Consider the following 23,849-nt stretch of genomic DNA (forward strand, 5'->3'; position numbering starts at 1 on the left):
TCTTTGGTGTGTGAGAAGACTCAGCGGCGGGGGCAGCAGAAATGAAATCTCTGAGACGAGCTTCGGGTACATTTCTGTCAGACATGCGACGACGCTCAGGGGTTCACCCGGTCGAATTGGGGACCGCGCTGATGCTGAGCGCCTGCCTGCCCGAGCTCAGGCAGGTGCAGGGGGAGTATGTCCTCTACGAGTACAGCGCGGAATTGCACCCCTGCGCCGGCAATGCGGCCTTCGTCGATCGGATGGCGCCGTTCCTAGCGGGTCAGAGCGGCGTCCCCGTGCCGGACTCGGTGCGATTCTCGTGGATGAGGAGCGAGGAGCAACCTTTGCCGAGCTTGTCGGAGAATGGTGGACTCGCGGTTGGCGAGCACGCGTGGATTTTCAGGCCCGTTTCGATTCACGAGTTCACGCACGTGATTACGGGAGGCATGGTTGCACGATTTTTCACGGAGGGGATCGCCACCGCGATGGATGTCCTCGGGGATGGCCGGGGACCGCGGTACGCCACCGATACGGAACTCGCCTTCGAGGGGTGGGACCCGCGAAACACCATGATGGCGATCCGCAGCCAGGACGTGAATTATGCGACCGCAGCCGTGTTCGTCACTTACCTCCTGGTGCAGCACGGGCCCGAGCGATTCGGCGAATTTTATCGTCGCCTCGGGGGTCCTGCGAGCATGCGGTGGATCGCCGCGCAGTTCCGCGACGTGTACGGGCTCGAGCTCGAGGCCGAGATCGAGACGTTCTTGCAGGGCGTCCCGGAGTGCAGCGACGACAGCTTCCCGCTCCTGGTGGCCGAGTGCACTGGCCCAACGATCCCGTGGCAGAGCGAGGGATTTTGGCGGTTCGAGGGATCGATGGATTGCGAAGATCCAGAGGTCGTCGGCGGAGTCGAGCCGGGCTACGCGTGGCCCAGTTCTCGCGCCGTCACGGTCGAGGTCCCAGAGGACGGGACGTACTTCCTCTACATCAACGAGACTCGCGACGCCTGGCTGCGCGTCGGCCCGTGCTTTGGCTGCCCTTGGGAGGACGAGGGCATCTTCCTCGAGGACGAGAACCACGGCAAGGTCCTGCAGTTGGCGGCGGGCAAGTACTATGTCCGGATCGGATCGCGGTCAGATCTGTCGCCCGAGGTCACCGTGCGGCTCGAGAAGGTGTGAGGACGTGGGAGGGAATTGACTGCTCTACCAGGCCATGTCACGGAGGGCATGCTCAAGCGAACAGGAACTCGAGCGCGGCCGGGGCGCGGCGGCGCCAGGCGCTCTCGTGGTGGACTGCGCCGGGGTCGAACACCCAGCGCATCGCCTCGGGGCCGTAGCCGCGGCGGCGCAGCAGCTTGACCATGCGCTCGGTGGCAGGGCGCACGCGCGGCTCGTTACCGCCGGCGTCGAGGTAGATCCGCGACACGGGCGGGTTTTGCCGCTCGGACACGAAGGTCAGCATCTTCTCGCGCGCCACCCACAGCGACGGCGACATGCACAGCGCCCTGCCGAACACGTCGGGGCGGTGGAAGTGGGCGTACAGCGCGGCCAGGCCGCCGAGCGAGGAGCCGCCGACGGCGGTGCCTGCCAGGTCGTGGCGCACCGCGAAGGCGCTGCGGATCTGCGGCTGCAGCTCGTCGACCATCCAGCGCACCAGGTGCGGCGCCTGGCCGCGCTGGCGCAGGCGGAACGGCGACAGCTCGCGCATGCGGTACGGGCCGCCGTGGTCGATGCCGACGATCAGCGGGGCGACGCCGCCGCGGGCGCACAGGTCGCGCGCGGCGTGGTGCAGGTACCAGCCGCCGCTGTGCGAGGGCTCGTCCTCGAAGATGTTCTGGCCGTCGAACATGTAGAGCACCGGCGGCGGCGCGCCGGCGTCGGGCGGGACGTACACGCGCACCAGCCTGGGCCCCTTGAGCCAGGGGATCTGGAACACCCCGAACATGTGGATGCGGTCGTGCACGCTCGCGCGAGCGTAGCAGCTCGCTGCTCGCGTGGGCCCGGACGTGACTTCGCCGACGCGGCGGGCGGTGTGGAGCGGGGGCCTTGACGCCCGCGCTATGCTTTCTGGTCGCGCGGGCGTGACACTCACCTGTGCCAGCGGACATGTTTTTATGAGCATGTCTTCATGCATGTCCCGCGAGACATGTGGTGAATGCGATCGTCCTCCGGCGATCCGAGCGGCTCAAGGCGGGGGAGCGGCGGCGTCGATCGCGGCCAGGAGGCGCTCGCTGCGGGCGGCGTCGTCGGCCATCGCGTGGGCGCGGAAGAACTCGGCCAGCTGGCGCTCGCGGGTCGCAGGGTCGTAGGCGACCGCGTACTGCAGCTTGCGCCGGCACACCGGACAGAGGTGGAGCGGGGCGGCGTCGCTCTCGTCGAGGTGGTTGCAGCCGTTCATGATGCAGTGAAAATGGACGCAGTGCTCGAGGCCGAACATGTGGCCGACCTCGTGCACGAGCAGGCCGAGCCCGCGGCGGAGGATCTTCAGCTTCGCGCCGGCGCCGCGCGGCTGGCCGTAGAAGGCCGGATCGAAGCGGGCGAAGCTGTAGACGCCGACGCGCTCGTCGAAGCTGGCGTAGCCGAACACGAAGTTCCAGCCGGGGTCGGGGTAGAGGTCGGCGGTGGTGACCGCGATCAGGGCGTAGGCGTCGGCCGGGACGCGCGGCTTCATGCCGGCGAGGATCGTGCGGGTGTCGTATTGATGATGGTCGTCGCGGCCGCGGCCGCGGGCCTTGAGCGCGGCCATGGTGGTGGGCGCGAGGCGCTCGACCGGCAATTGAAAGTACCGCGCGGCGAAGTCGGCGACGACCGCGAGGCTCGGCCACTCGCCGCCCTCGAACGCGCCGATCGGCAACATGCTCAGCTTGCGCCGCGCCTCGGTCGGTCGATTGTGCCGTTGAGCGACGAATTGCGCGAAGGTCTGGCCGGGCTCGCGGTGCTCGCTCAGCCAGTCCTGCGGCCCGGGTCGCGGGATCGGCCGATCGTCGTCGCCGGGGGTGAAGGCGGCCTGGAGGTCGGGCGGGAGCTGGTCCAGGGCGCCGAGAGCGACCAGTCGCGCGGCCCGGTCGGGCGGGCTGAACTTGCGGGCCCGGGCGAGCGCAGGTGCGAGGGCGACGGGCGCGGCGAACAGGGCCCGCAGGAGCGAGCGACGCGTGGCAGGCATGCCGGCTGCTACGCGCGGGTCCAGGGGAAGTGTTCCAGGCTGTTCATGATCCTCAGGCGCGCGACCACGCCCGCCGGGGGTCGTGTCGACGATCGCCTGCCGAGGTGCGTGGCGAAGGACGTGGGATGTCCCTCGGGACATGCTCGGCGTGGAGCCGACGCCGCGCCGGGGCAGAGAGAGGATGCGAGCTGTCCTTCTGGACAGGATCGATCAGGCCGCGCCGCGGCGGGCTTCCTCGGCCGCGAGCGTGAGATGTCCTGAAGGTCAGGTTCGGTGCGAGGTCGTGCCGAGGAGGCCCACGCGCCGATGAGATCGCCGTCAGCGAAAGTCGCGCCGCGGGCTCGCATTCGGGCGAGAGGCGCGTCTGCGGGCTTGGCAGGCGGCCGGGCGGTCGTGGTATAGTTTGCGGCGAATCGCATGCAGGCGACGCCCCCGAATCCTGCCGATCTGCGCCTCGGCGAGGCGCTCGGGAGCGGCGCGGTGGCCACCGTGGTGCGCGTGCACGCGAGTGACGGGCGGCAGTTCGCCGGCAAGATCCTCCACAGCTCGCACCAGCAGGACGCGGCGGCGCAGTCGCGCTTCGCTCAGGAGGCCGAGCTGCTGCGGGGGGTCCGCGACGCGCACATCGTCGAGGTGTTCGGGGTGGTCGAGATCGCCGGCGAGCGGGTGCTGCTGCTCGAGTTGGTCGAGGGGCCGACGCTGGCGGAGCTGATCGCCCGCGAGGCGCCGCTCGGCGAGGCGCGGCTGGCCGCGCTGGGCGCGGGGATCGCCCGCGGTCTGGCGCGCGCGCACGCGGCCGGGCTCGTCCATCGTGACCTCAAGCCGGCCAACATCCTGGTCGCCGGCGGGCACACGCCGAAGATCGGCGACTTCGGCATGGCCCGGGCGACGTCGCTGGCCGGCGTCGATCGCAGCGCGCTCACGGTGCTGGGCACGCCCGACTACATGGCGCCCGAGTGCCTCGACCCGCTGGCGGTCGACGTCCGCAGCGACCTCTACGCGCTCGGCTGCATCCTCCACGAGATGGCCACCGGCGGGCCGCCGTTCGCCGGGGCGACCGCGTTCGGGGTGATCGAGGCCCACCGGCGCGCGCCGGTACCTGTCCTTCCGGACAGCTTCTCACCGCCGCTGCGCGCGCTGGTGCAGAGCCTGCTGGCCAAGGCGCCGGGCGACCGGCCGCAGGGGGCCGCGCAGGTGGCAGGGCTGCTCGAGCAGCTGGCGGCCGGGAGCACCTCGGCGCTGGCGGTGTTCACGGGCGAGCGCGACGGCGGCGACCCGCCGTGCGCCGGCTGCGGGCAGCCGCGGGCGGCGGCGCTGGCGGTGTGCCTGCACTGCGGCCTGCGGGCGGCGCGGGCCGAGGCGGGGCCGTTCACGGTGCTGGTGTCGGGGCCGGGCGAGCCGGGCGACCAGCTCGACGTGGCCCTGCGCGAGGCGCTGCGGCGGTGGGTGGCGGGCAACCCGGGGCTCCACATCACGCCCGGCCTGCTCGACAAGCGGATCCCGCGGGTGCCGTTCACGCTGCTGCGCGGGGTGTCGGAGGCGACTGCGCGGGCCGTGGGCGAGGCGCTGCGGCAGATCGGGGTCGAGATCGAGGTGGTGCGCGGCGGGGCGCTGAAGTCGGCGGCGATGCGCAAGAAGGCGCGCGCGCTGGTCGGCCGCAGCCTCGCGGTCGCGCTGGCGTCGTCGGTCGGGGTGATGAGCAGCAAGGCGATCTTCGTGCTGGCGCCGCTGCTGTTCATCGGCGTGACGGTGGGCGCGACGTGGTCGTCGCTGCGCCAGGTGACCGGCCGCGGCGAGCGCCCGGCCGCCCTGCCGCCGCCGCTGCAGCGCGCGCTGGCCGAGGTCGAGCGGGTCGGGCCGACCATCGACGAGGCGCGCCACCGCCACAGCCTGCGCGCGGTGGTCGGGCGGGCGCTGGCGCTGGCGCCCGCGCTCGGGCCCGCGACCGGCGACCCCGAGGCCCCGGTCGAGGAGCTGGCGCAGGCGGTCACTGCCGCGACCGCCGCGGCGGCCCGCCTCGACGCCCTCGACCGCGAGCTCGCGGCCCGCGGGATCCAGGGCAGCGACGAGGCGGTGCGCGCGACCCTGCACGAGCGCGACACCTGGGCCGCGCGGCTGCTGTCGCTGACCGCGTCACTCGACGGCCTGGCCGCCCGGGTCGCCCGCTCGCGGGCCGGCGGCGGCGCGGGCGAGGGCGAGGCCCTGGCCGATCTGCGGGCCCGCGTCGAGGCGCTCGAAGAGGTCCAGCGCGGGGGGCGAGGGGCGTGAGGCCGTCAGCATGGCTTTGGGGACATGTGCAGGGCGACATGTCCGTTCGCGCCTTCGCGCGGGCGGGAGGGGCCCGCGGCGGCGCTTCGTCGCCGACCCCCGGAGGGCAGCGGCTGGAGCGCGCCGAGCGGGCGCCGGCCGCCGCACGCGACGCCGCAGCCGCGCGACGTCGAGGTTCGGGGCCCGGCGCGAGAGTGTCTGCACCCGGGATGCGGGATCTCGCTGGATATGCCTGTGCAGGCATGTTTTTCGGGGCATGTTCTTTGGCACATGGTGATTGGGGCATGTCCTTGAGAGCATGGCGAAAGGGGCAGGCATGAGCGGGCCGGAGATCCCGCGGCTGCCGGCGGAGCTGGGGGCCGAGGTCGTCGGCGCGGCCGAGCGGGTCGGGTCGGAGCTGCGCTGTCGGGTCCGGCTCGGCGACGGGCGCGAGGGGGTGCTGGCCTGGCTGGCGCCGGAGCTGGCGCGCGACGCGGCGATGCGGCGCCGCTACGTGCGCGACGTGGCCCGCCTGCGCGAGCTCGACGCGCCCGGGGTGGCGCCGGTGCTGGCGGCGGGGCCGAACGACCCGCGGGCCCCGGGGGCGCCGCCGCCGTGGCGGCTGCGGCTCGACCCGCGCGGCGAGACGCTCGAGCAGTGGCTGCGGCGGCGGGCGGCGGCGCCGGTCGACGAGGTGGTCGAGCTGGCGATCGCGCTGTGCGAGCTGCTGGCGGGGCTGCACGCGCGCGGGGTGGTGATCCGCGACCTGCACCCGCGCCTGGTGGTGCGCGGCGACGAGGGCCTGTGGCTGACCGACGTCGGCCTGGCGCGGGTCGACATCCTGTCGACGCGCACCGCCTCGAGCCTGCTGCTCGAGGGCTCGCCGTACGCGGCGCCGGAGCAGCTGGCGCGCACCGCCCTCGACCCGCGGGCCGACCTCTACGCCGTCGGCGTGATCCTCTACCGCGGGCTCACCGGGCTGCTGCCGCGCGGCGAGGGGCCGGCGTTCCTCGGCGAGGCCTCGCCGGCCCCGCCGCGCGCGCTGCGGGCCGAGGTGCCGCCGGAGCTCGACGCGCTGGTGATGCGCTGCCTGTCCCTCGAGCCAGGTGGTCGCCCGGCCTCGGCGCGCGAGCTGGCGGCGGCGCTGGCGGGCGAGGCCCCGGCCGGCGCGAGCGCGGCCCGCACGATCTGCCAGCACTGCGGCGCCCGCCTGCGCCTCGGCCAGCGGCTGTGCCTCGCCTGCGGCCGCGTCGGCGTGCAGTTCGAGCACACGCCGAAGGGCACCTGCGCGGTCGACCTGCGCGCGGCCAAGGAGGACGCCGAGTTCTTCGCCCGCCTGGCCGGCGAGCTGCGGACGCTGGCCGAGGGCGAGGTGCCGGCGCTCAACCTGGTGATCGGCGACGCCCGCATGTACTCGAAGGCCGAGCTCGAGCGGCGCCACGCGCTGCCGCTGCGGCTGTTCTCGGACCTGTCCCCGGAGACAGCCGAGCGCCTGCGCGCGCGCCTGACCGCGGCCAAGCTGCAGGTCGCGGTGGCCGACCGCTCGCCGCGGGCGACCCGGCGCCTGGCCGCGCGCACGCTCGGCTGGACGGGCGGGATCACCGGCGCGATCGTGGCGATGACCCTGGCCTTCGGGGCGCCGATGTTCGTGCCGTTGATCTTCGGCATGATGGGGGCATTGATCGCGCTGATCGTGTTCCTCGCCGCCTCGGCCGCGCAGAAGAAGGACCGGCCGACGCTGCTGCGCCTGCGCGCGGCCCCGGCGGCGCTGCCGGCCTCCGACCCGCTGGTGGCGCGCCTGGCCGGCCTGCTGACGCCCGACACTGCCGCCGAGGTGCGCGAGATCGTCGGCGAGCTGGCGCTGGCGGTCCAGCGCCTGGTCGACCACCGCGCCGCGGCCCCGGGGGCGCGCGCCGAGCTCGACATGATCGCGGGCTCGCTGACGCCGCTGGTCGAGCTGATCGCCCGCCAGGTCGAGCGCCTGCGCAGCATCGACGCCGACCTGGCGAAGCTCGACGAGGGCGCCCTGGTCCGCGCCCTCGCCGGCAGCGAGGCCCGCCGCGAGCCGCCCGAGCGCCGCGAGGAGCTGCTGCTCGGCCTCGACCGCCTGCGCGCACTCGAGGACGAGCGCGCGCAGACGTTCCACCGCCTGCTCGAGGCGGAGCACCTGCTCCGCCGCGCGGTCGAGCTCGGCCTCGAGGTCCGCGACGACGCCGCCGAACACGAGCGCCGCGTGGCCCAGGCGCTGCACGAGCTCGGGGCGGGCTGACCGGGTGGTTTAAAGGACATGTTTTGAAGGGCATGTCCTTAGGGGCAGGATGGTCTAGACGTGAGGGCCGCGCGCGCGCGCGTCGGTCATGACTGTCCGCGCAGCAGCGCCTCGCTGGCGGTCCACAGGCGCTCGGCGGCGGCGGGGTCGATGGCGTGCGGCATGACGCCGAAGGTCCGGGTGGCGCCGTCGAGCTTCCAGGCGTCGACCTGGTCGGCGGGGACGGGCCGGGCGACCTCGCAGTTCTCGCAGTAGACGCCGCCGAGCCCGTCGAGCTGCGGGCTGGTGGCGCACCACACGGTGGTGGCCGCGCCCTGGGCGAGCGTCTTGAGCTGCCGCGAGGGGTCGCGGATCGTCCGGCCGTGCTCGTCGAAGACGCCGGTGGCCCGCAGATCGTCATCGGAGAGGTGCCGCTTGAGGTCGGTGTCGACGATGGCGCCGGGATGCAGCGAGAAGGCGCGCACGCCGTCGGGTCGGCCGCGCTGGTCGAGCGCCCGGGCGAACAGGATGTTGGCCGTCTTCGACTGGCCGTAGGCGCTCCAGCGGTCGTAGGCGCGTCGCTCGAAGTTCGGATCGTCGAACACGAACGGCGACAGGCGGTGGCCCCACGACGACACGCAGACGACCCGCGCACCGGCGGCCCGCCGCAGCGCCGGCCACAGGCGCTCGACGAGCTGGAAGTGCCCGAGGTGATTGGTGGCGAGCTGTGATTCGTAGCCGCGAGCGTCGCGGGCCAGCGGACAGGCCATGATGCCGGCGTTGTTGACGAGGAGGTGGAGCGGCTCGCCGCGGGCGAGGAAGCTCGCGGCGAAGCCGTCGATGGCGGCCGGATCGAGCAGGTCCATGGGCTCGATGTCGACGCCGGGGAGGTCGGCGAGGGCGCGCCGGGCCTTGTCCTGATCGCGCGCCGGGACGATCACGCGGGCGCCCGCGAGGCGCAGGGTTCGCGTGGTCTCGAGGCCGATGCCCGCGTAACCGCCGGTGACGATCGCGGTCTTGCCGGACAGATCGACGCCGCGGACGACCTCCTCCGCGGTGGAGGCGGCGCCGAAGCGCGAGCCGATGGGTGCTTGCAATGGGGTCATGGCCAGGAGTGTAAGGAGCCGATCCGGACGATGAATGCTGGAGAGTCCGGATTCCTTGTGCGATCGTCCGAGCGTGCTGCTCGACCCCTTCTCCGACATCCTGCGGCTGGCGAACGCCCGCTCGGTGGTCTCCGGCGGCTTCGTCGCCGGCGGTCGCTGGGCGATCCGCTTCCCCGCTCCGACGAAGATCAAGTTCTTCGCCATCGTCCGGGGGAGCGCATGGTTGCGCGTCGACGGCGAGAAGGCAGCGGCGCGCGTGGAGGCCGGCGACGTGTTCCTGATCTCGCGGCGGTCGTTCGTCCTCGCCAGCGCGCCGGGGGTGTCACCGGTCGACGCGCACCGCGTCTTCACCGGCGAGTCGCGTGCGTTCGCCCGGATCGGCCGCGGCGACGAGTTCTCCCTCCTCGGCTGTCACGTCGACCTCGACCCGACGAACGGCTCGCTGCTGGTCGAGGTGCTGCCCACGCAGATCCACGTGAGCGCGGCGTCTCCCCAGGCGACGGTGATGCAGTGGCTGCTCGATCAGCTCGTGCGCGAGCGCTCCGCGGAGCTGCCGGGGAGCGGGGCGGCGTCGCTGCAGCTGGCCCACCTGATGTTCGTCCAGATCTTGCGAGCGCACCTGGCAGGGTCCGAGAACCACACCGCCGGCTGGCTGCGCGCGGTGAACGACCCCCGCCTGGCGCCGGCGCTGCGACGGATGCACGCCGAGCCGGGCCGCGCGTGGCAGCTCGGGGAGCTGGCCCGCGCCTCGGCGATGTCGCGGACGTCGTTCGCCCACCACTTCAAGGCGGCCGCCGGGGTGGCGCCGCTGACGTACCTGACGCGCTGGCGGATGCGCCTGGCCGAACGCGCGCTGCGCGAGGCGGACACGCCCGTGGCCGAGCTGGCCCGCTCGCTCGGCTACGCGTCGGAGAGCGCGTTCAGCCACGCCTTCAAGCGGATCATGGGCGCCGCGCCGAAGCGCTACCGCGCGGCGGCCCAGGCGAAGACGCGCGACCGCCTCGCGGCGGCGAGCTAGCGGCGCTGGCGGTCAGGAGGTGAATGGATTGATAGTATATGTCATTTTGGACATGTCTTTATGTTCAAAATACATTCAGGGCACGGACCCGGTGACCATATGTCCTCAGGGACATGTCTTCGTGATACAGGCCGCGGCGGTGCGACCATCCGTGCTGCGGACGGCGGGGCAGCGCGAAGCGCCTGTCCGCCCGGAATGTCCTCCGGGACATGTCGTCGTGACGCAGGTCGCGGCGGCGCGACCGTCCGTGCTGCGGACGGCCGGACAGCGCGAGGGACCTGTCCGCTCGGACATGCGACAGCTCGCCTGGGCGGGCGGGCGACGGGAGCGACGCGGCGGCGCTCGACGGGCGCGGGCGTGCTTGCTAGAGTGGCGGCCGCATGCGCGCCGTTCGTGTCCACGAGCTCGTCGGGCCCTCGGGCCTCCGTGTCGATGATATGCCGGAGCCGCAGCCGGGCCCGGGCGAGGTGCGGATCGCGGTGCGGGCGGCGGGGGTCAACTTCCCCGATGTGCTGTTTTCGTACGGCAAGTATCAGTTCAAGCCCCCGCCGCCGTTCGTGCCGGGGCTCGAGGCCGCGGGCGTGGTGGCGGCGGTCGGCGACGGCGTCACTGCGGTCGCGGTCGGCGACCGGGTGGCGACGACGCTGGTCCACGGGGCGTTCGCGGAGCAGCTGGTGGTGCCCGCGACCGCGGCGGTGAAGCTGCCCGCGGCGGTCGGCTTCGAGCTCGCGGCGGCGACGCTGCTGACCTACGGGACGACGTGGCACGCGCTGGTCGACCGCGCGGGGCTGAAGGCGGGCGAGACGCTGCTGGTGCTCGGCGCGGCGGGCGGGGTCGGCATCGCGGCGGTCGAGATCGGCAAGCTGCTCGGGGCGCGGGTGATCGCGGCGGCGTCGACGGCGGAGAAGCTGAAGTTCTGCCGCGAGCACGGGGCCGACGAGGGCATCGAGTACACCCGCGAGGACCTCAAGGAGCGCAGCAAGCAGCTGACCGGCGGCGAGGGCGTCGACGTCGTCTACGACGCCGTCGGCGGGCCGTTCGCCGAGCCGGCCCTGCGCGCGATCGCCTGGCAAGGGCGCTATCTGGTGGTCGGCTTCGCGGCCGGCGAGATCCCCAAGATCCCGCTCAACCTCGTCCTGCTCAAGGGCTGCCAGCTGGTCGGCGTGTTCTGGGGGGCGTTCGCGGCCCGCGAGCCGGCAAAGAACCACGCCAACGCGGAGCGGATCCTCGCGGCCGTGGCCGCCGGGCAGCTGCGGCCCCACGTCGACGCGACGCTGCCGTTCGCCCGCGCCGGCGAGGCGCTGACGCGGATGGAGCGCCGCGAGGTGCTGGGCAAGCTGGTGCTGGTGCCGTAGCCGGGCCGTCGCACCGTCGCAAAAATGCCTCGATCCGGTCGTCCAGGTCGTCGAATGTGTGGGCGGCGAAGCGAGCCTCGCGGAGGCAGCGGATCGCCCCGCTCGACGCGGCCCTTCTCGTTGCTTCGCCGCGGAGCGCAGCCTTCGGGGCGAAGCGGTCCTTCGTGGCCAGGTTGAGGAGCGGGGGTCGAAGCGAATCGCGTCGCAGCGTCGTTCGACCGCCGCGCTCTTGAGATCGACGGAGAGCAGCTCGCGCGACACACCGCCGAATCGCTCGCGGGCATGCGCGTGGCCGGCGAGGAAGATGGGCATCTGTGCGCCGAGGTCGATGCGCGCGACCAACCGCCGCGACCAGCTCAGGACGACGAAGCCGACGCCTCGCCCTCGATGTCAGGTTCAGCCTCGCCAGTCTGTCCTTCAGGACAGGCTCCGAGCGCCATGGTCCGGCGGCGGACCATGGCCGCTTCCTCGAGCCGAGCGACCTGCGCTGGGGCTTCGATCGCCTCGCGCGCAACGCTCGAGTGACTCGGGCGCCGCGCGAGACGAGTTTCCCGAGCGTAGTCGTCGAGAGGGCGAGGTCGTGGAGGCGGCCATGAGACGATCGAGCATAACAATGAGACCCTTGTGCCCTGACTCGTTTCACATCCTCGGCGCACAATGACGCGTGTTCGGTTGACTCCGCTTCTTTCCGAGGAAACATCGCCATGTCTCGTATCCACACTCCCGCAGTCGAAACCGCCACAGGCGCTACCGCCGAGGTCTACGCCCGGATCAAGAAGGCCGCCGGCAAGGTGCCAAACACCTTCGCCGCGATCGGTGCGCTCGCACCCGCCGCGCTCGACGCAGTGCTGGCCGCCGACGCCGTGCTGGCCGCCGGCAGCCTGAGCAAGCAGGACCAGGAGACGATCAAGCTGCTCGTCAGCGAGATCGCCGGCTGCGACTACTGCGTGGCCGCGCACAACCTGCTCGGCAAGGCGACCGGCCTTCGACCGGAGACGCTCGAGCAGATCCGCAGCGGCGAATCCACCGGCGACGCCAGGCGCGATGCGCTGACGCGCTTCGTTCGCGTGCTGCAGCAGACCCGCGGAACCATCAGCGAGGAGGCGTACTCCGCGATCAAGGCCGCCGGCTACACGGACGCGCAGCTCGTGGAGATCGCCCTGGCGATCGTGATCGTGTCCTTCACGAACGTGTTCAACCGCGTCAACGACACGGACCTCGACTTCCCTCGCGTCGCGTGAGCCCTCGGCCGCGGGTCGGGCGGAAGCGACCCGTCCACCCGCGGCAACCACGATACCCAAACTTCAGGGGCGAAGAAACCATGAACTCTCTGCTCAACCTGCTCGGGAAGTCCGGCCTGCTGCGGAAGGACCTCGAGTACCACCTGATCCGCGCCTCGATGGTGCTGCTCTTCGTCATGTTCGGCTACCAGAAATGGTTCGAATACGAGGCGCAGACGTTGATTCCGTACATCAGCAGCGGCCCGCTGACCTTCTGGATGTATCCGGTGTTCGGCATTCGCGGCGCTTCCTGGTTCCTGGGCGTGTCCGAGTGGCTGTTCGGGGCCCTGCTGTTCGCCGGGTTCTGGAACAAGAAGCTCGGCGTGCTCGGTGCCCTCGGCTCGGTCGCTACTTTCATCGCCACCGTCACCATCATCCCGTTCATCCCCGGCGGCTGGGAAGAGTCGGCAGGCGGCTTTCCGGCGATGGTCGGCCCGGTGGCCTTCCTGATGAAGGACGTGGTGCTGCTGGCGGTTTCGGTGTACTTGCTGAAAGAAGACCTGGTCCGCCTCACGCCCGAGGCCGGGCGCGCATGAGCGAGACACGCCGAGGGGATCGACGACGGACCGCCCGGAGCCTTTCCGTTCGGGGCCGGCTCTGGCGGTTCAGCGCGACGCGTCGGCGGCCCGACGAGGCCCCGACGAACGCGCCTCGCGGCGCCAACGCGCCGGCGTGACACCCATGCGTTGCTTGAAAATGCGCTGAAAAGCGGCCTCGGATTGATACCCGACCGCCGCCGCCACGGCAGCCGTCGAAGCCGACGTGTTCTTGAGCTCCCTGGCGGCCACGGTCATGCGGATGTCCGTCAAGAGGTCGCTGGCCGAACGCCCCAGGGTCTGCTCGAATTGGCGAGCTGCAGTGGCTCGCGACATGCCGCACAGTCGCGCCAGATCGGGCAAAGTCCAGGGTCGGCCCGGCTCATGAAACATGGCCTCGACCGCGGGCGCGAGGCGGGGATGATTGGCCAGCGCGAGCAGTCCGGAGGGTCCTTGCCCCGCGTCGCTCGCCAGCCGCAACGTCAACGCGAACAGGGCGGTCGACAGCGCGTTCAGCATGGCATGGCCGCCCACCCTTTCGTCGGCCGACTCGGTCCGCATCAGGGATACGAGGCCCGCCAGTGGCTCACATATCGTGGACGGGGCCGCGGCCGGGCCGCGTGCGCGCACGACGAGCCGCCGAGGGAGGTACTCGCGCAGCAACCGATCGTGCCGTGCCGTGAGGACGAAATGACCGCAGAGCATATCCAGGCGGTCACCTGTCCCGTCGTTCTCGCTGATGGTCAGATTGAGCACGGCGCGGTTGCGGGCCGGTGCCCCGGGCGCACCGCTGCCGTCATGCAGTACATGGGCTCCGCCGCCGGGAAGCAGGAGGATGTCGCCCGCCGCGAGGTGCGTCCGCGGGCCGCCGTCCGGGCTCTCCAGCACGGCCGAGCCGCTCAGCACGACGTGATACGGAATCTCTCCTGCTGCCGCCGCAGGCTGGACGATGCGCCAAGGGGCGCCGTAGAGGCAGCGAAGATCGACGCGGCCACGGACGTGCAACATGTCGAGCAGACGGCTCAGCCAATCGATGGGCGGCGACATGTCGCACCGGATTCGTGAGACTCATGATAGCCAGTCGAGCTGGACGACCTCGCGGTCATGGCCGAATGGGTCGCGTGCAACGAGTCACTCATGGACCACGACCATCTTGCCGCGGGCCTCGTTGGCCTCCATGACGCGATGCGCTTCACGGATCTCGTCGAAGCGGAAGATCCTGGCGGGCTTCACGTCGAGCCGGCCGGCGGCGGCATCCGCCGCGATCTGCTGCAGCGGCACGTCCGACAGCGGGAAGCCCGGCGTGCCGAACACGAAGCTCCCGAAGAAGGTCAGGTAGACGCCGCTCGGCATCTGCAGCAGCGGGTTGAAATCGCGGATCGGGTCGAGCCCGCCGAGCCAGCCCGCGAGGCAGGAGCGGCCGCCGCGGCGCAGCATGGCGAGGGAATCGAGCATCACGCTGTTGCCCACCAGGTCGAGCACCGCGTCGATCGCCTTCGCTTCCGGGATGTGCCGCGACAGATCGGGCCGCTCGATCTCGCAGCGTTCGGCGCCGAGCCTCTCCAGCATGGGGAAGCGATCCCGATTGCGCGTCGTCGCGAGGACGCGCGCGCCGGCGTTGACCGCCAGCTTGAGCGCGGCCTGCCCGAAGGAGGATGTCGCGCCGCGGATGACCAGCAGCAGCCCCTCGCGGAGCTCCAGGTTGCGGAACAGGCAGGTCCAGGCGGTCGCGTAGGTCTCCGGAATCGCGGCGAGCTCGGCCCAGGGCAGGTCGGATTCGATCGACGCGACGTTGGTGGCGGGCGCGCGGGTGTATTCCGCGTAGCTGCCGTTGATGGTGCGACCGAGGCCGCCCATCAGCGCCGCGACCTTTGCACCGACCGGGAACTCGCCGCCCGGGCAGGACTTTACGACGCCGACGCATTCGATGCCGCTGACCGGCGCCGCTTCGGCCCATTCGCCGCGGCGCATGTGCATCTCGGCATGATTGATGCCGAAGGCCTTGACCTGGATGACGACCTGGCCGGCCTGGGGCTCGGGTTCCGGGATGTCGCGGTAGACGAGGCTGTCGAGCCCGCCGAATTTCTCGAGGACGATGGCACGCATGATGGCTCTCCGATGGATCGGCGGCCGCGCGGGGCGGGCGCTCGGTTGTATGATCAGTGGGGGAGGAAGCCGCGGATCTCCGTAGCGATCTCCGCGGCGTGGGTCTCCAGCGCGAAATGGCCGGTGTCGAACAGGCGGACGCGTGCAGCGGGGATGTCGCGCCGGAACGCCTCCGCGCCCGCGGGCAGGAAGAACGGGTCGTTCCTGCCCCAGACGGCCAGGAAGGGTGGCTTGTGGGCCCGGAAGTAGGCCTGGAAGGCCGCGTAGGAGGCGATGTTGCGCTTGTAGTCGCCGAAGAGGTCGAGCTGGATCTCATCGGCGCCGGGGCGGGCCAGGTAGTAATTGTCCAGCGAATGGCCGTCCGGCGAGATCATCGTCGCGTCAGGGACGCCGTGCGTGTATTGCCAGACGGTCGTCTCGGGCTGCAACAGGCTGCGCAGCGCGTCCCGGTTGGCGGCCGACGGGTCCTGCCAATAGGCGCGGATCGGGTTCCAGCCGTCGCTCAGCCCTTCCTCGTAGGCATTGCCGTTCTGGGAAATGATGGCGGTGATCCGGTCCGGGTGCTTCGCCGCGATCCGGAAGCCGGTGGGGGCGCCGTAGTCGAAGACATAGACCGCGAAGCGCGTCATGCCGACCACCTCGGTGAAGCGGTCGATCACCTCGGCGATGCGGTCGAAGCTGTAGGTGAAGCTGCCGCGGGCCGGCATGTCCGACTGCCCGAAGCCGGGCAAGTCGGGCGCCACGACACGGAAGCGATCGGCGAGCCGTGGCATGAGGTCGCGGAACATGTGACTCGCGCTCGGAAAGCCGTGCAGCAACAACAGCGCGGGCGCGTCGGCGGCGCCGGTCTCCCGATAGAAAATTTTCAGGCCGTCCACATCGACGGTGCGATAGCTGATGGCGGTCATGGCGGGGTGTCCTTGAGGTTCTGAGTAACCTTGTTGTGGCGGATTTTGAGGTTAGAAAGATGGCTCGCTGACTCCGCCTTGCCAGCGCCGTGAAGCCCGTAACCCTTCCAGGTGGAGCGCCGTCCTCTTGGACCTGGCACGGCTGGTAACCTCTTTGATTGCATTATGAAGGTTACCGATGGATCGTAACTTGTCAAGAGGCTTTTGAAGGGTTATTTGTGGCGGCGTGCACGACAGCCGCGCGTGGTCGATCGGCCACAAAGAGGAGTTGCGATGGACCGTCGTCCGCCTGCGATCTTCGTCGGCGATGCCCCCGGACTGGACTTCCTGAACTCGATCGCGACGCCGGTCGATACCCCCGTCGACTGGATCGATGACGGCGAGGGGTATCTGGGCTGGCTCGAGCAGGCCGGGCTGGTGCCGGGCGAGGTGCTCAGGGACGTCCGGGAGCGCGCGTTGCCCGGTGAGCTCGACAAGGTCGCGGCCCAGGCGCGCAGCCTCAGGGAATGGTTCCGGGGCTTCGTGCGCCGGCACAAGGGCCGGCCGCTGACCGCTGCGGCGCTGGCGGAGCTGGCACCGCTCAATCGCCTGCTGGAGCGTGACGAGGCCTTCAGCCAGGTCGTCCCGGATCCGGCTGGACAGGGCCCCTTGCGGCTTCAGGCCGCGCGCCGGTGGCGCAATCCCGATGCGCTGCTGCTGCCGGTGGGAGAGGCGCTGGCGAGCCTCGTCTGCACGGAGGATTTCGCCCAGGTGAAGGCCTGCGAGGGCCCCGCCTGTACGCTTCTCTTCGCCGACCACACGCGGGGTCATGCCCGGCGGTGGTGCAGCATGGCGATCTGCGGCAACCGCGCGAAGCAGGCGGCGCACCGGCAACGCCTGAAGGCGCAGCGGCACTAGACGCGGCCGGCGCTGCAGGCGGTGGGGCGGATGATTCGAGGCAGCCGCGCTGTCACCGGGCGCTCGCCAGCGAGCTCCCCAAGAGCCCGCTCAACCTCGGCCTGCTGAAGGCTGCCGGATCATGGGCTTGTTCCGGGGGGCGTTCGCGGCCCGCGAGCCGGCAAAGACCCCCGCCAACGCGGAGCGGATCCTCGCGGCAGTGGCCGCCGGGCAGCTGCGGCCCCACGTCGAGGCGACGCTGCCGTTCGCCCGCGCCGGCGAGGCGCTGACGCGGATGGAGCGCCGCGAGGTGCTGGGCAAGCTGGTGCTGGTGCCGGAGCCGGACGGCGCGTGTACGGATGCTGTCCTTTTGGACATGTCTTTACAATCATGTCCGAGAAGGGCCTCACGCGGCGCGCAATCGTCGGCGGGGCGGAGGCCTGTCGGCGCGACGAGGGCACGCGCGGGCGCGCAGGGCGAGCGCGAGCGCGGCGGTGCGGGCGAGCACGATTGAGCGCGCCGCGATCGGCGGGTTCCCCGATCCATCAGCGCGCGCTCCCGATCGCCGCATCCGTGTGATCCGATCCGCAATCGGCGTACTGCGGCCATTGCCTGGCCCCACGGCCTGTTCGGTCACCCGTCCACCCCGATCGCGTGAATGCAAGTCATGCGGGGTCATGTCGCACACCGCCGCAGGTGCTATTCGATCGGGCGCCGACGCGCGCCGCCCGAAGACCCGGGAATGGCCGTCCCTGGATCGATTTGGAGCGAGAGTACAATGTCACGAGGACACGAATTCCTGGCAGCAGTGCTCAACTTGACCTACCCCCCGCCGGCCGCCGGCGGGGAGCAGCCGGCCGCGGGGATCGGCGGCGACAGGCGCGAATTCGCGGAGAGACAGGAGGAGCGCTCGTTCGATGTCCGGGGCGAGGCCGCCCGCGCGCACGCGAATTTTTGGAGCTCCGAGGACGACGAGGATTTCCAGCTGATCGTCGACGTCGACACCCTGGCGCTCGTGGATGACAGCCTCGCCAAGATGAGTCGCGCGCTGGTCGAAGCCGAGGTCCTCGACGACTTCGCGGCGGGCGAGAAGGTTCGTTTCGCCGTGGAGGACGACGACGAGCCGCCCGTCGCCGGGCAGCCGGGGCTCGACCTCGGCCTCGAGTTCACGGACGCCGAGATCGTCTCCTTCCTGGATTTCGCGTGCAACGAGGTGCAGGCGTCGCCCTGAAGCGGCCGCTGCGGTCATTCCATGTGCGGGAAGCCGCAGCAGGCGGTCATCTTGTCTCCGAGCGTCTCGATGTCGAGGCAAGCGCCGTCCGTCGCGCACTCGCCGACGAGTTGCTCGTCCTCGAAGCACTGGCAGGATTCGACGTCGCACACCATCTTCCTGTCCGGCGCGAGGGGGCAGTCTTGCATCCACTCGCAAGACGTGCCGTCCATGGTGCCGCCGCCGCCGAAGGCGCAGCCGGCCGCGCACTCGGCCTTCAGAGCGAGCTCTTCCTCGCACGGGCCCGGATCGCCTTCGTTCGGGCTCTCGAGCTCTTCACAGGTCAATCCGGCCATGCACTCGAGCGCCGCCACCCAGGCCGCGTGACACTCCTCCTCGAAGGAGTCCAGATCCTGGGTGCATTGCAGCAAGCAGGCCTGCTCCATGGCCGGGTCGCCCTGCGTGCAGGCGGTGCTGTGCCCGCAGAACGCCTCGCACGGGCCCGCAGGCGGCTCTTCGCTGCCGGAGGTCGCCGTCTCGGGGGTCTCCTCGGGGCCCTCGCTGGTGCTCGCGGTCGTGGTGAGGGGGCCGCCGCTCGAGGTCGGCTCCGAGGCACCTCCGCCCGTGCTCGAGACGGACTCGCCGTCGCTGCTCGACGTGCCGCCGCTGCTCGACGAGCCCACGGTGCTCGGATCGTCGCCGGTCTCGGAGCCGCTCTCGCCCTTCGGCGCGCCGCACCCGGCCACGAATGCGAGGGCGATGGTAATCATCGTTGTGGCTGTAGATATTTTCATGAGAGTCCCAATGGCGCGAAGCTATCAGCAGCAGCGAGGGCCGGCCACGGACGGCGCTCGGAACTGGCTCGGCGGCCGTGTGCTGCGATTGAGGATGTCGAGACGGAACCTCGGTCCGGCGTCGGACGCGGTGAAACCATTGCGGCGGCGCCAGCGAGTTCGGGAGGGGCTGCGAGCGCATTCGCGCGCGAGAGAGGGGTCCGGTCGCCTCGGGTCCGGCGATCGCTGGGGTGACCTCGGGGGACTGTCCGCGGTCGCGGAACGCGCTTGTAGGTGGATTCACGGGGTAGTAGCGTGGCCTCATGAATCGCTGTGTCGCCGCGACTCTCCTCTGCACGCTCGCCCTCCTGAACACCGCTTGTGGCGACGATACCGGCGTCAGCGCGAGCGCGACCTCGATCGGGCCGGGGCCGGGCACCAGCACCTCGACCACCGGCGGCACGGCGACGGGGCCGACCACGGGCGCGCCGCCGACGACCAGCGGGAGTGATTCGGACAGCGCGACGACGACGACCTCGACGACGACCACCACCACGGGAGAGCCGCCGACGTCGACCAGCAACGGGGTGAAGTTCGACGTCGGCGTCGACGACGTCGGCGAGAGCTGCCGGCTCAAGTGCGGCAACACCGACTGGAGCTACGTGTGGATCGCCAACAGCGGCGAGCACACCATCTCGAAGCTCAACACGCGCGACATGACCGAGGAGGGCCGCTACATCACCCGCGCGGACCAGCTCGGCAATCCCTCGCGGACGTCGGTCAGCATCGACGGGAAGGCGGTGGTGGTCGCCAACCGCAGCGGCGGGATCACGAAGATCTGGGCCCGCCCGGAGTATTGCGAGGACAAGAACGGCAACGGCACGATCGAGACGTCGACCGGGGCCGGCGACGTGCTGCCGTGGGGCCAGGACGAGTGCATCGCCTGGTACACCGATTTCCCGGGAGCGACGACGCAGCGCCCGGTGGCCTGGACGTCGGGGACCTACAATCCGCGCACCTGCGAATACGAGGACCAGAAGATCTGGACCGCAGCCAGCTTCGGCGCCAGCGGGATCGGCAGCCCCTGCGACGGGGCCGACGGGGTCCACGTGTACCGCCTCGACGGCGTCAGCGGGGCGGTCGAGGACGAGGTGCACCTGCCGGACGTGACCTGCGGGGCGCTCGGGGCCTATGGGGCGGCGGTCGACTTCGACAACAACGTGTGGATGTTCGTGTTCGGCGGCGGCCTGATCTTCCGCGTCGACCACGAGACGCTCGAGCACACCGTGGTGTACAAGGGCTTTTATGGGATCACCGTCGACACCAAGAGCCGGGTGTGGCTCGACGACGGGTCGCGCTACGACCCGGTGACGCAGACGTGGGCGACGCAGATCGGCGACCTGCAGCCGAACGGCGGCTCGGGGGTGGTGCAGGACCTGAAAGGGCGGATCTGGCACGCCACGCAGGGCGGGATCGGCTGGGTCGACCCGGAGACGATGATGGTCGGCGGCAAGGTGACGCTGCCGAACCCGGGCCTGGCGCGCGGGATCGGGGTCGACGTCGACGGCTACATCTGGGCGGTGATCCTCGGCGGCACCGTGGCCTACCGGATCCACCCGGACACGTTCGAGATCGCGGAGTACAACGGGCTCAATCAGCCGTACACGTACTCGGACATGGCCGGCGGGCAGATCAACAACGTGACCTGCAATCCGCAGGGGTGACGGCGGTTTGCGAAGCGGAGGCGAGCGCTGCTGCGCGGTCGGGCTCGCTCGACGAGCGCGCGCGTGGCTCGGCGCACGCGGATTCGTGCATGCGCCGGTTCGAGGTCCGAAGGCCGCAGGCGCAGCGCGAGCGGGCCGCGAGGGCACATTCGCGCGAGGACGTGGCGGGCGGCCAAGCTGGTATGGTGCGTCGCCAGGAGGAATCGCTGATGGATCCGCTGCTCGCTGAAATTCGACTGTTCGCCGGTAACTTCGTCCCCCGCGGCTGGGCCGCGTGCGAGGGGCAGCTGCTGCCCATCGCGCAGAACGCGGCCCTGTTCTCGCTGCTCGGCAATACGTACGGCGGGGACGGCCGCACCACGTTCGCGCTGCCGACCTTGAGGGCCGCGCCGGCCGAGGGCCTCCGCTACATCATCGCCCTCGAGGGCGTGTACCCCTCGCGCGAATAGCCATGAGCGCACGGCGCTCGCGGGCAGCCGCGGGCGCCCGTGCCGACGCGGTCACGGCGGGCCGAACTTCGGGTCGGTCAGGAAGGCGTCGTCGGTGAGGCTCTCGAGGAAGGCGACGAGGTCGGCGCGGTCCTGCGGGGACAGCTCGACCTGGCGGACCAGCGTGCTCTTGTTGGGGTTCTGGCGGCCGTCGCCGGCGAGCGGGCCGTCGGCGATCTCGCGGCCGCCGGCGGCGTAGTGGTCGATGACCTCGGCGAGGGTGGCCATGCTGCCGTCGTGCATGTACGGCGCGGTGACGGCGACGTTGCGCAGGGTCGGCACGCGGAACTTGCCCTGATCGCGCGGGTCGCCGGTGAACTCGAACAGGCCGCCGTTGCCGGGGGGATAGGCGCCGCTCTCGTCGAGGTTGTAGAGGCCGTTGTTCTGGAAGTCGGGCGGGCCGGGCTCGGTGCCGGCGCTGCGGAACGAGGTCGAGAAGTTGGCGCCAGCGTGGCAATGATAGCACTCGCCGGTCTCGGAGAAGAACAGGGCCATGCCGCGCTGGGCCGACTCGGACATGGCCGAAGCGTCGCCCTGGTAGATGAAGCGGTCGTAGGCGCTGTCGCCGGAGATCAGGGTGCGCTGGAACGAGGCCAGCGCCTGGACGATGCGGTCGACGGTGAACGGGTCGTCGTCGTCGGGGAAGGCCGCGGCGAACAGCTCTTGATATTCGGGGTCGTCGGCGAATCGCCGCACGATCGCGTCGGTGTCCTGCTGGACGCCGAGCTCGAGCGGGAAGTCGGCGAACATCGGCACCAGCGCCTGCTCCTCGAGGGTCGACAGCTTGGGGTTGGCCCAGGTGTAGATCGACTGGAAGGCGACGTTGGTCAGGCTCATGGCGTTGCGCGGCAGGACGTGGCCGGTCGAGCCGATCGGGGTCGCCTTGCCGTCGGTGAAGGCCCGCGCCTGCTCGTGGCACGTGGCGCACGCCATGGTCTCGTTGTACGACAGCCGCGGGTCGTAGAAGACGTGGCGGCCGAGCTCGACCTTGGCGGCGCTCATCGGGTCGTCCTCCGGCACGAACGGCTCGGGGAAGCCCGGCGGCAAGCGCCACTCCCACGGCGCCTCGGCCGGAGGCTGGTCTTCGGGACATGCTCCGAGGAGCATGGCGAAACAGACAGCCGCGCGGCGCACCTCAGCCCTCCGGGAGGCGCACGCCGAAGCCGCCGGCGTGGCAGACGTTGCAGGCGCCCGAACTCGTGGGGAACGGCATGAAGTTCTTGCGCGCACCGTCGCCACTGTACACCGTGGGGAACAGGGACGAGGCGGGCAGCGGCAGGGACTCGGTGGTGTAGAAGTTGCCGAGGCCGTCGACCTCGATCGCGGCGACGAGGTCGCCCATGCCGTCGGGGGCGGTCCGCAGCTCGACCAGGCCGTCGGGGTAGGGGGCGCCCTCGGCGTCATGGAGGGTGCCGGCGGCGGTGAAGCGGCCGGGCCCGGGGCCGTTCTCCTGGTGGCAACGCATGCAGTTGTCGCCGGTGGCGTGGCTGATGGCGTCGCCGTGGGCGCTGACGAGCTCGACGTCGAGCGCGGGATCGCGGACGAACTCGTCGTCCCCCATGAACGGCTCGGGATCGGGCTCGTCGCAGGCGAGCGGGACGGCGGCGAGGGCGAGGCTGAAGAGCAGTCGAGACATGGGGACCTCACTCGGCGACGGAGAAGACGCTCTGGGCGGCGCCGGCCTCGTCGCTCTCGAAGCGCAGGCCGAGCGGGGCCATCATCGCCGGACACTCGGGGTCGCCGGGGAAGGCCATGCAGCCGGGGAGGGTGTCGGTCATGCCGTCGGGGGTCTTGTCGACGTCGACGCCGGCGAGGATCGCTGCGCCGTCGACCTTGATCGTGTCGCTGTCGGGGTCGAAGCCGTCGAGGCGGATGGTGGCGAGGTTGTCGTACTGGCAGGTGAAGCCCGCGGCGACGCTGCCGTCGCAGGCGGTGGCGCCGAGGTGGTAGAAGAACTCGGGCTGGGTGGTGGGCCGGACGTCGAGGCGGACGTACTTGTAGCCGCCGGCCCAGCTCCACCACAGACCCTGGGCGTTGAGCGGGGCCGGGGCGGTGGCGCCGTCGAGGTGGTTCTGCTCGTCGGGCACGCCGACCACGAACTCGACGCCGGTGTAGTCGTCGTGGTCGGGCGCGGTGCCGCGGACCTCGAGGTTCTTGCTCGGGCTGCCGGTCATGCACGCGCCGGTGCCGTCCTCGAAGTCGAGCAGGACCAGGCCGTCGTGCTGCCAGGTCTCGTCGTCGGTGATCGCCAGCGGGACGCGCTCGCCGCCGGCGCGCACCAGGGCCACGTCGTGCACGTACACGCGGAAGTCGAGCGGGGTGACGGTGGCGCCCGAGGTGCCGATGCCGGCGAAGTCGCGGCCACAGGCGAACGGCTCGCTGCCGAGCCGCGGGTCGAACCGGAGGGTGACCTCGCGGTCACCACCGGCGCCGCAGGCCGTGCCGACGAGGAGGAGGAGAGAGAGGGCGCGGAGGTTCACTCGGACTCGAATAGCGGAGGTCGCGCCGGGCGGCGATGCGACCCGAGGTCGCAGCGCGCCGGCCGTGCGACGCGGTGTCGCAGGACACTTTTGCCGAGAGGGGCCCGAGAAAACATGTCTTTTGAGACATGTGGTCTGCGAGCCTGCGCAACGGACGGGAGTCGAGGGGGCGGATCCGCGCGCGCGAGGGTGAGCTCGACCAGGTCGAGGACGAGCGGTGCTCATGACGAAGGGGTGTAGCGCGGGCCGCGAGAGCCGCAATCGAGATGTCTGAAGAGACATGTGATCCGGGCCACCGGCCGCTCCCGCGGTCGTCGGCGGGCGATCCGGGGCGCGCGAGTTGAACGAGG

The 23,849-nt window shown here is 71.1% G+C and carries 22 protein-coding genes; 12 read left to right on the plus strand and 10 right to left on the minus strand.

Going from position 1 to position 23,849, the window contains the following annotated elements; genetic code table 11:
- Positions 1 to 83 precede the first annotated feature (83 nt).
- Positions 84 to 1,160: a hypothetical protein gene (locus O0S08_RS11625; protein ID WP_269039151.1), complete on the plus strand. Its 1,077-nt coding sequence runs from the start codon at positions 84 to 86 to the stop codon at positions 1,158 to 1,160.
- A 52-nt stretch (positions 1,161 to 1,212) separates the two neighbouring features.
- Here the strand turns inward: O0S08_RS11625 and O0S08_RS11630 are convergent, their stop codons facing one another.
- Together O0S08_RS11630 and O0S08_RS11635 are read right to left on the minus strand one after the other, a co-directional pair.
- A complete protein-coding gene (locus O0S08_RS11630) occupies positions 1,213 to 1,944 on the minus strand; it encodes an alpha/beta hydrolase (protein ID WP_269039152.1) in 732 nt (243 codons plus the stop codon).
- Positions 1,945 to 2,166: 222 nt separating this feature from the next.
- Positions 2,167 to 3,144, minus strand: a complete 978-nt coding sequence (locus tag O0S08_RS11635; RefSeq protein ID WP_269039153.1) for an archaemetzincin — start codon at positions 3,142 to 3,144, stop codon at positions 2,167 to 2,169.
- A gap of 417 nt (positions 3,145 to 3,561) precedes the next feature.
- Between O0S08_RS11635 and O0S08_RS11640 the strand changes: the two genes are divergently transcribed.
- Complete coding sequence (locus O0S08_RS11640; protein ID WP_269039154.1) at positions 3,562 to 5,412, plus strand: serine/threonine-protein kinase; 1,851 nt, start codon at positions 3,562 to 3,564, stop codon at positions 5,410 to 5,412.
- Between the two features lie 298 nt (positions 5,413 to 5,710).
- The gene (locus O0S08_RS11645) at positions 5,711 to 7,660 is read left to right on the plus strand and encodes a serine/threonine-protein kinase (RefSeq protein ID WP_269039155.1); all 1,950 of its coding nucleotides are present in this window, start codon (positions 5,711 to 5,713) and stop codon (positions 7,658 to 7,660) included.
- Between the two features lie 86 nt (positions 7,661 to 7,746).
- On the opposite strand, the gene O0S08_RS11650 is transcribed toward O0S08_RS11645, so the two are convergent.
- The gene (locus tag O0S08_RS11650) at positions 7,747 to 8,745 is read right to left on the minus strand and encodes an oxidoreductase (protein ID WP_269039156.1); all 999 of its coding nucleotides are present in this window, start codon (positions 8,743 to 8,745) and stop codon (positions 7,747 to 7,749) included.
- Between the two features lie 34 nt (positions 8,746 to 8,779).
- Between O0S08_RS11650 and O0S08_RS11655 the strand changes: the two genes are divergently transcribed.
- The 4 genes from O0S08_RS11655 to O0S08_RS11670 all read left to right on the plus strand — a co-directional run bounded on the left by O0S08_RS11655 (position 8,780) and on the right by O0S08_RS11670 (position 12,934).
- Positions 8,780 to 9,763, plus strand: coding sequence for an AraC family transcriptional regulator (locus O0S08_RS11655; protein ID WP_371879534.1), 984 nt, complete (start codon positions 8,780 to 8,782; stop codon positions 9,761 to 9,763).
- Positions 9,764 to 10,143: 380 nt separating this feature from the next.
- Complete coding sequence (locus tag O0S08_RS11660; protein WP_269039158.1) at positions 10,144 to 11,118, plus strand: NADPH:quinone oxidoreductase family protein; 975 nt, start codon at positions 10,144 to 10,146, stop codon at positions 11,116 to 11,118.
- Between the two features lie 704 nt (positions 11,119 to 11,822).
- Positions 11,823 to 12,359, plus strand: a complete 537-nt coding sequence (locus tag O0S08_RS11665) for a carboxymuconolactone decarboxylase family protein (RefSeq protein ID WP_269039159.1) — start codon at positions 11,823 to 11,825, stop codon at positions 12,357 to 12,359.
- An 80-nt stretch (positions 12,360 to 12,439) separates the two neighbouring features.
- On the plus strand, positions 12,440 to 12,934 hold the full coding sequence (locus O0S08_RS11670; RefSeq protein WP_269039160.1) for a YkgB family protein: 495 nt from the start codon (positions 12,440 to 12,442) through the stop codon (positions 12,932 to 12,934).
- A gap of 69 nt (positions 12,935 to 13,003) precedes the next feature.
- On the opposite strand, the gene O0S08_RS11675 is transcribed toward O0S08_RS11670, so the two are convergent.
- The 3 genes from O0S08_RS11675 to O0S08_RS11685 form a co-directional block, all read right to left on the minus strand.
- Entirely contained in the window at positions 13,004 to 13,981 is a 978-nt protein-coding gene (locus O0S08_RS11675; RefSeq protein WP_269039161.1) for a cupin domain-containing protein, read from the minus strand.
- An 84-nt stretch (positions 13,982 to 14,065) separates the two neighbouring features.
- A complete protein-coding gene (locus tag O0S08_RS11680) occupies positions 14,066 to 15,040 on the minus strand; it encodes a zinc-binding alcohol dehydrogenase family protein (protein WP_269039162.1) in 975 nt (324 codons plus the stop codon).
- A 53-nt stretch (positions 15,041 to 15,093) separates the two neighbouring features.
- Positions 15,094 to 15,948: an alpha/beta fold hydrolase gene (locus tag O0S08_RS11685; RefSeq protein WP_269039163.1), complete on the minus strand. Its 855-nt coding sequence runs from the start codon at positions 15,946 to 15,948 to the stop codon at positions 15,094 to 15,096.
- Positions 15,949 to 16,221: 273 nt separating this feature from the next.
- Here O0S08_RS11685 and O0S08_RS11690 point away from each other — a divergent pair, with 273 nt between their 5' ends.
- The 3 genes from O0S08_RS11690 (at position 16,222) to O0S08_RS11700 (ending at position 18,055) form a co-directional block, all read left to right on the plus strand.
- Entirely contained in the window at positions 16,222 to 16,845 is a 624-nt protein-coding gene (locus tag O0S08_RS11690) for a CGNR zinc finger domain-containing protein (protein WP_269039164.1), read from the plus strand.
- Positions 16,846 to 16,966: 121 nt separating this feature from the next.
- Positions 16,967 to 17,338: a zinc-binding dehydrogenase gene (locus O0S08_RS11695; protein ID WP_269039165.1), complete on the plus strand. Its 372-nt coding sequence runs from the start codon at positions 16,967 to 16,969 to the stop codon at positions 17,336 to 17,338.
- Positions 17,339 to 17,602: 264 nt separating this feature from the next.
- Positions 17,603 to 18,055, plus strand: a complete 453-nt coding sequence (locus O0S08_RS11700) for a hypothetical protein (protein ID WP_269039166.1) — start codon at positions 17,603 to 17,605, stop codon at positions 18,053 to 18,055.
- Positions 18,056 to 18,069: 14 nt separating this feature from the next.
- Here O0S08_RS11700 and O0S08_RS11705 read toward each other — a convergent pair whose 3' ends face one another.
- A complete protein-coding gene (locus tag O0S08_RS11705; protein ID WP_269039167.1) occupies positions 18,070 to 18,804 on the minus strand; it encodes a hypothetical protein in 735 nt (244 codons plus the stop codon).
- A gap of 326 nt (positions 18,805 to 19,130) precedes the next feature.
- Here O0S08_RS11705 and O0S08_RS11710 point away from each other — a divergent pair, with 326 nt between their 5' ends.
- Both O0S08_RS11710 and O0S08_RS11715 read left to right on the plus strand, forming a co-directional pair.
- Complete coding sequence (locus O0S08_RS11710; protein ID WP_269039168.1) at positions 19,131 to 20,531, plus strand: NHL repeat-containing protein; 1,401 nt, start codon at positions 19,131 to 19,133, stop codon at positions 20,529 to 20,531.
- 209 nt (positions 20,532 to 20,740) lie between these two features.
- Complete coding sequence (locus O0S08_RS11715) at positions 20,741 to 20,980, plus strand: phage tail protein (protein ID WP_269039169.1); 240 nt, start codon at positions 20,741 to 20,743, stop codon at positions 20,978 to 20,980.
- Positions 20,981 to 21,031: 51 nt separating this feature from the next.
- Here the strand turns inward: O0S08_RS11715 and O0S08_RS11720 are convergent, their stop codons facing one another.
- The 3 genes from O0S08_RS11720 to O0S08_RS11730 are packed head-to-tail and all read right to left on the minus strand — an operon-like array spanning position 21,032 to position 23,499.
- Positions 21,032 to 22,126, minus strand: coding sequence for a methanobactin export MATE transporter MbnM (locus O0S08_RS11720; protein ID WP_269039170.1), 1,095 nt, complete (start codon positions 22,124 to 22,126; stop codon positions 21,032 to 21,034).
- 28 nt (positions 22,127 to 22,154) lie between these two features.
- Entirely contained in the window at positions 22,155 to 22,655 is a 501-nt protein-coding gene (locus tag O0S08_RS11725) for a hypothetical protein (RefSeq protein WP_269039171.1), read from the minus strand.
- A 7-nt stretch (positions 22,656 to 22,662) separates the two neighbouring features.
- On the minus strand, positions 22,663 to 23,499 hold the full coding sequence (locus O0S08_RS11730) for an MbnP family copper-binding protein (protein WP_269039172.1): 837 nt from the start codon (positions 23,497 to 23,499) through the stop codon (positions 22,663 to 22,665).
- Positions 23,500 to 23,849: the final 350 nt, after the last annotated feature.

Source organism: Nannocystis punicea, assembly GCF_026965555.1.
GTDB lineage: Bacteria > Myxococcota_A > Polyangia > Nannocystales > Nannocystaceae > Nannocystis > Nannocystis punicea.

Bases quoted from the DNA above. Each gene is read 5' to 3' on its own strand.
- O0S08_RS11635 (WP_269039153.1), bottom strand. From the start codon at position 3,144: ATGCCTGCCACGCGTCGCTCGCTCCTGCGGGCCCTGTTCGCCGCGCCC.
- O0S08_RS11640 (WP_269039154.1), top strand. From the start codon at position 3,562: ATGCAGGCGACGCCCCCGAATCCTGCCGATCTGCGCCTCGGCGAGGCG.
- O0S08_RS11665 (WP_269039159.1), top strand. From the start codon at position 11,823: ATGTCTCGTATCCACACTCCCGCAGTCGAAACCGCCACAGGCGCTACC.
- O0S08_RS11695 (WP_269039165.1), top strand. From the start codon at position 16,967: ATGGGCTTGTTCCGGGGGGCGTTCGCGGCCCGCGAGCCGGCAAAGACC.
- O0S08_RS11690 (WP_269039164.1), top strand. From the start codon at position 16,222: ATGGACCGTCGTCCGCCTGCGATCTTCGTCGGCGATGCCCCCGGACTG.
- O0S08_RS11705 (WP_269039167.1), bottom strand. From the start codon at position 18,804: ATGATTACCATCGCCCTCGCATTCGTGGCCGGGTGCGGCGCGCCGAAG.
- O0S08_RS11660 (WP_269039158.1), top strand. From the start codon at position 10,144: ATGCGCGCCGTTCGTGTCCACGAGCTCGTCGGGCCCTCGGGCCTCCGT.
- O0S08_RS11625 (WP_269039151.1), top strand. From the start codon at position 84: ATGCGACGACGCTCAGGGGTTCACCCGGTCGAATTGGGGACCGCGCTG.
- O0S08_RS11700 (WP_269039166.1), top strand. From the start codon at position 17,603: ATGTCACGAGGACACGAATTCCTGGCAGCAGTGCTCAACTTGACCTAC.
- O0S08_RS11650 (WP_269039156.1), bottom strand. From the start codon at position 8,745: ATGACCCCATTGCAAGCACCCATCGGCTCGCGCTTCGGCGCCGCCTCC.
- O0S08_RS11725 (WP_269039171.1), bottom strand. From the start codon at position 22,655: ATGTCTCGACTGCTCTTCAGCCTCGCCCTCGCCGCCGTCCCGCTCGCC.
- O0S08_RS11685 (WP_269039163.1), bottom strand. From the start codon at position 15,948: ATGACCGCCATCAGCTATCGCACCGTCGATGTGGACGGCCTGAAAATT.
- O0S08_RS11715 (WP_269039169.1), top strand. From the start codon at position 20,741: ATGGATCCGCTGCTCGCTGAAATTCGACTGTTCGCCGGTAACTTCGTC.
- O0S08_RS11645 (WP_269039155.1), top strand. From the start codon at position 5,711: ATGGCGAAAGGGGCAGGCATGAGCGGGCCGGAGATCCCGCGGCTGCCG.
- O0S08_RS11710 (WP_269039168.1), top strand. From the start codon at position 19,131: ATGAATCGCTGTGTCGCCGCGACTCTCCTCTGCACGCTCGCCCTCCTG.
- O0S08_RS11670 (WP_269039160.1), top strand. From the start codon at position 12,440: ATGAACTCTCTGCTCAACCTGCTCGGGAAGTCCGGCCTGCTGCGGAAG.
- O0S08_RS11720 (WP_269039170.1), bottom strand. From the start codon at position 22,126: ATGCTCCTCGGAGCATGTCCCGAAGACCAGCCTCCGGCCGAGGCGCCG.
- O0S08_RS11655 (WP_371879534.1), top strand. From the start codon at position 8,780: ATGCTGGAGAGTCCGGATTCCTTGTGCGATCGTCCGAGCGTGCTGCTC.
- O0S08_RS11675 (WP_269039161.1), bottom strand. From the start codon at position 13,981: ATGTCGCCGCCCATCGATTGGCTGAGCCGTCTGCTCGACATGTTGCAC.
- O0S08_RS11680 (WP_269039162.1), bottom strand. From the start codon at position 15,040: ATGCGTGCCATCGTCCTCGAGAAATTCGGCGGGCTCGACAGCCTCGTC.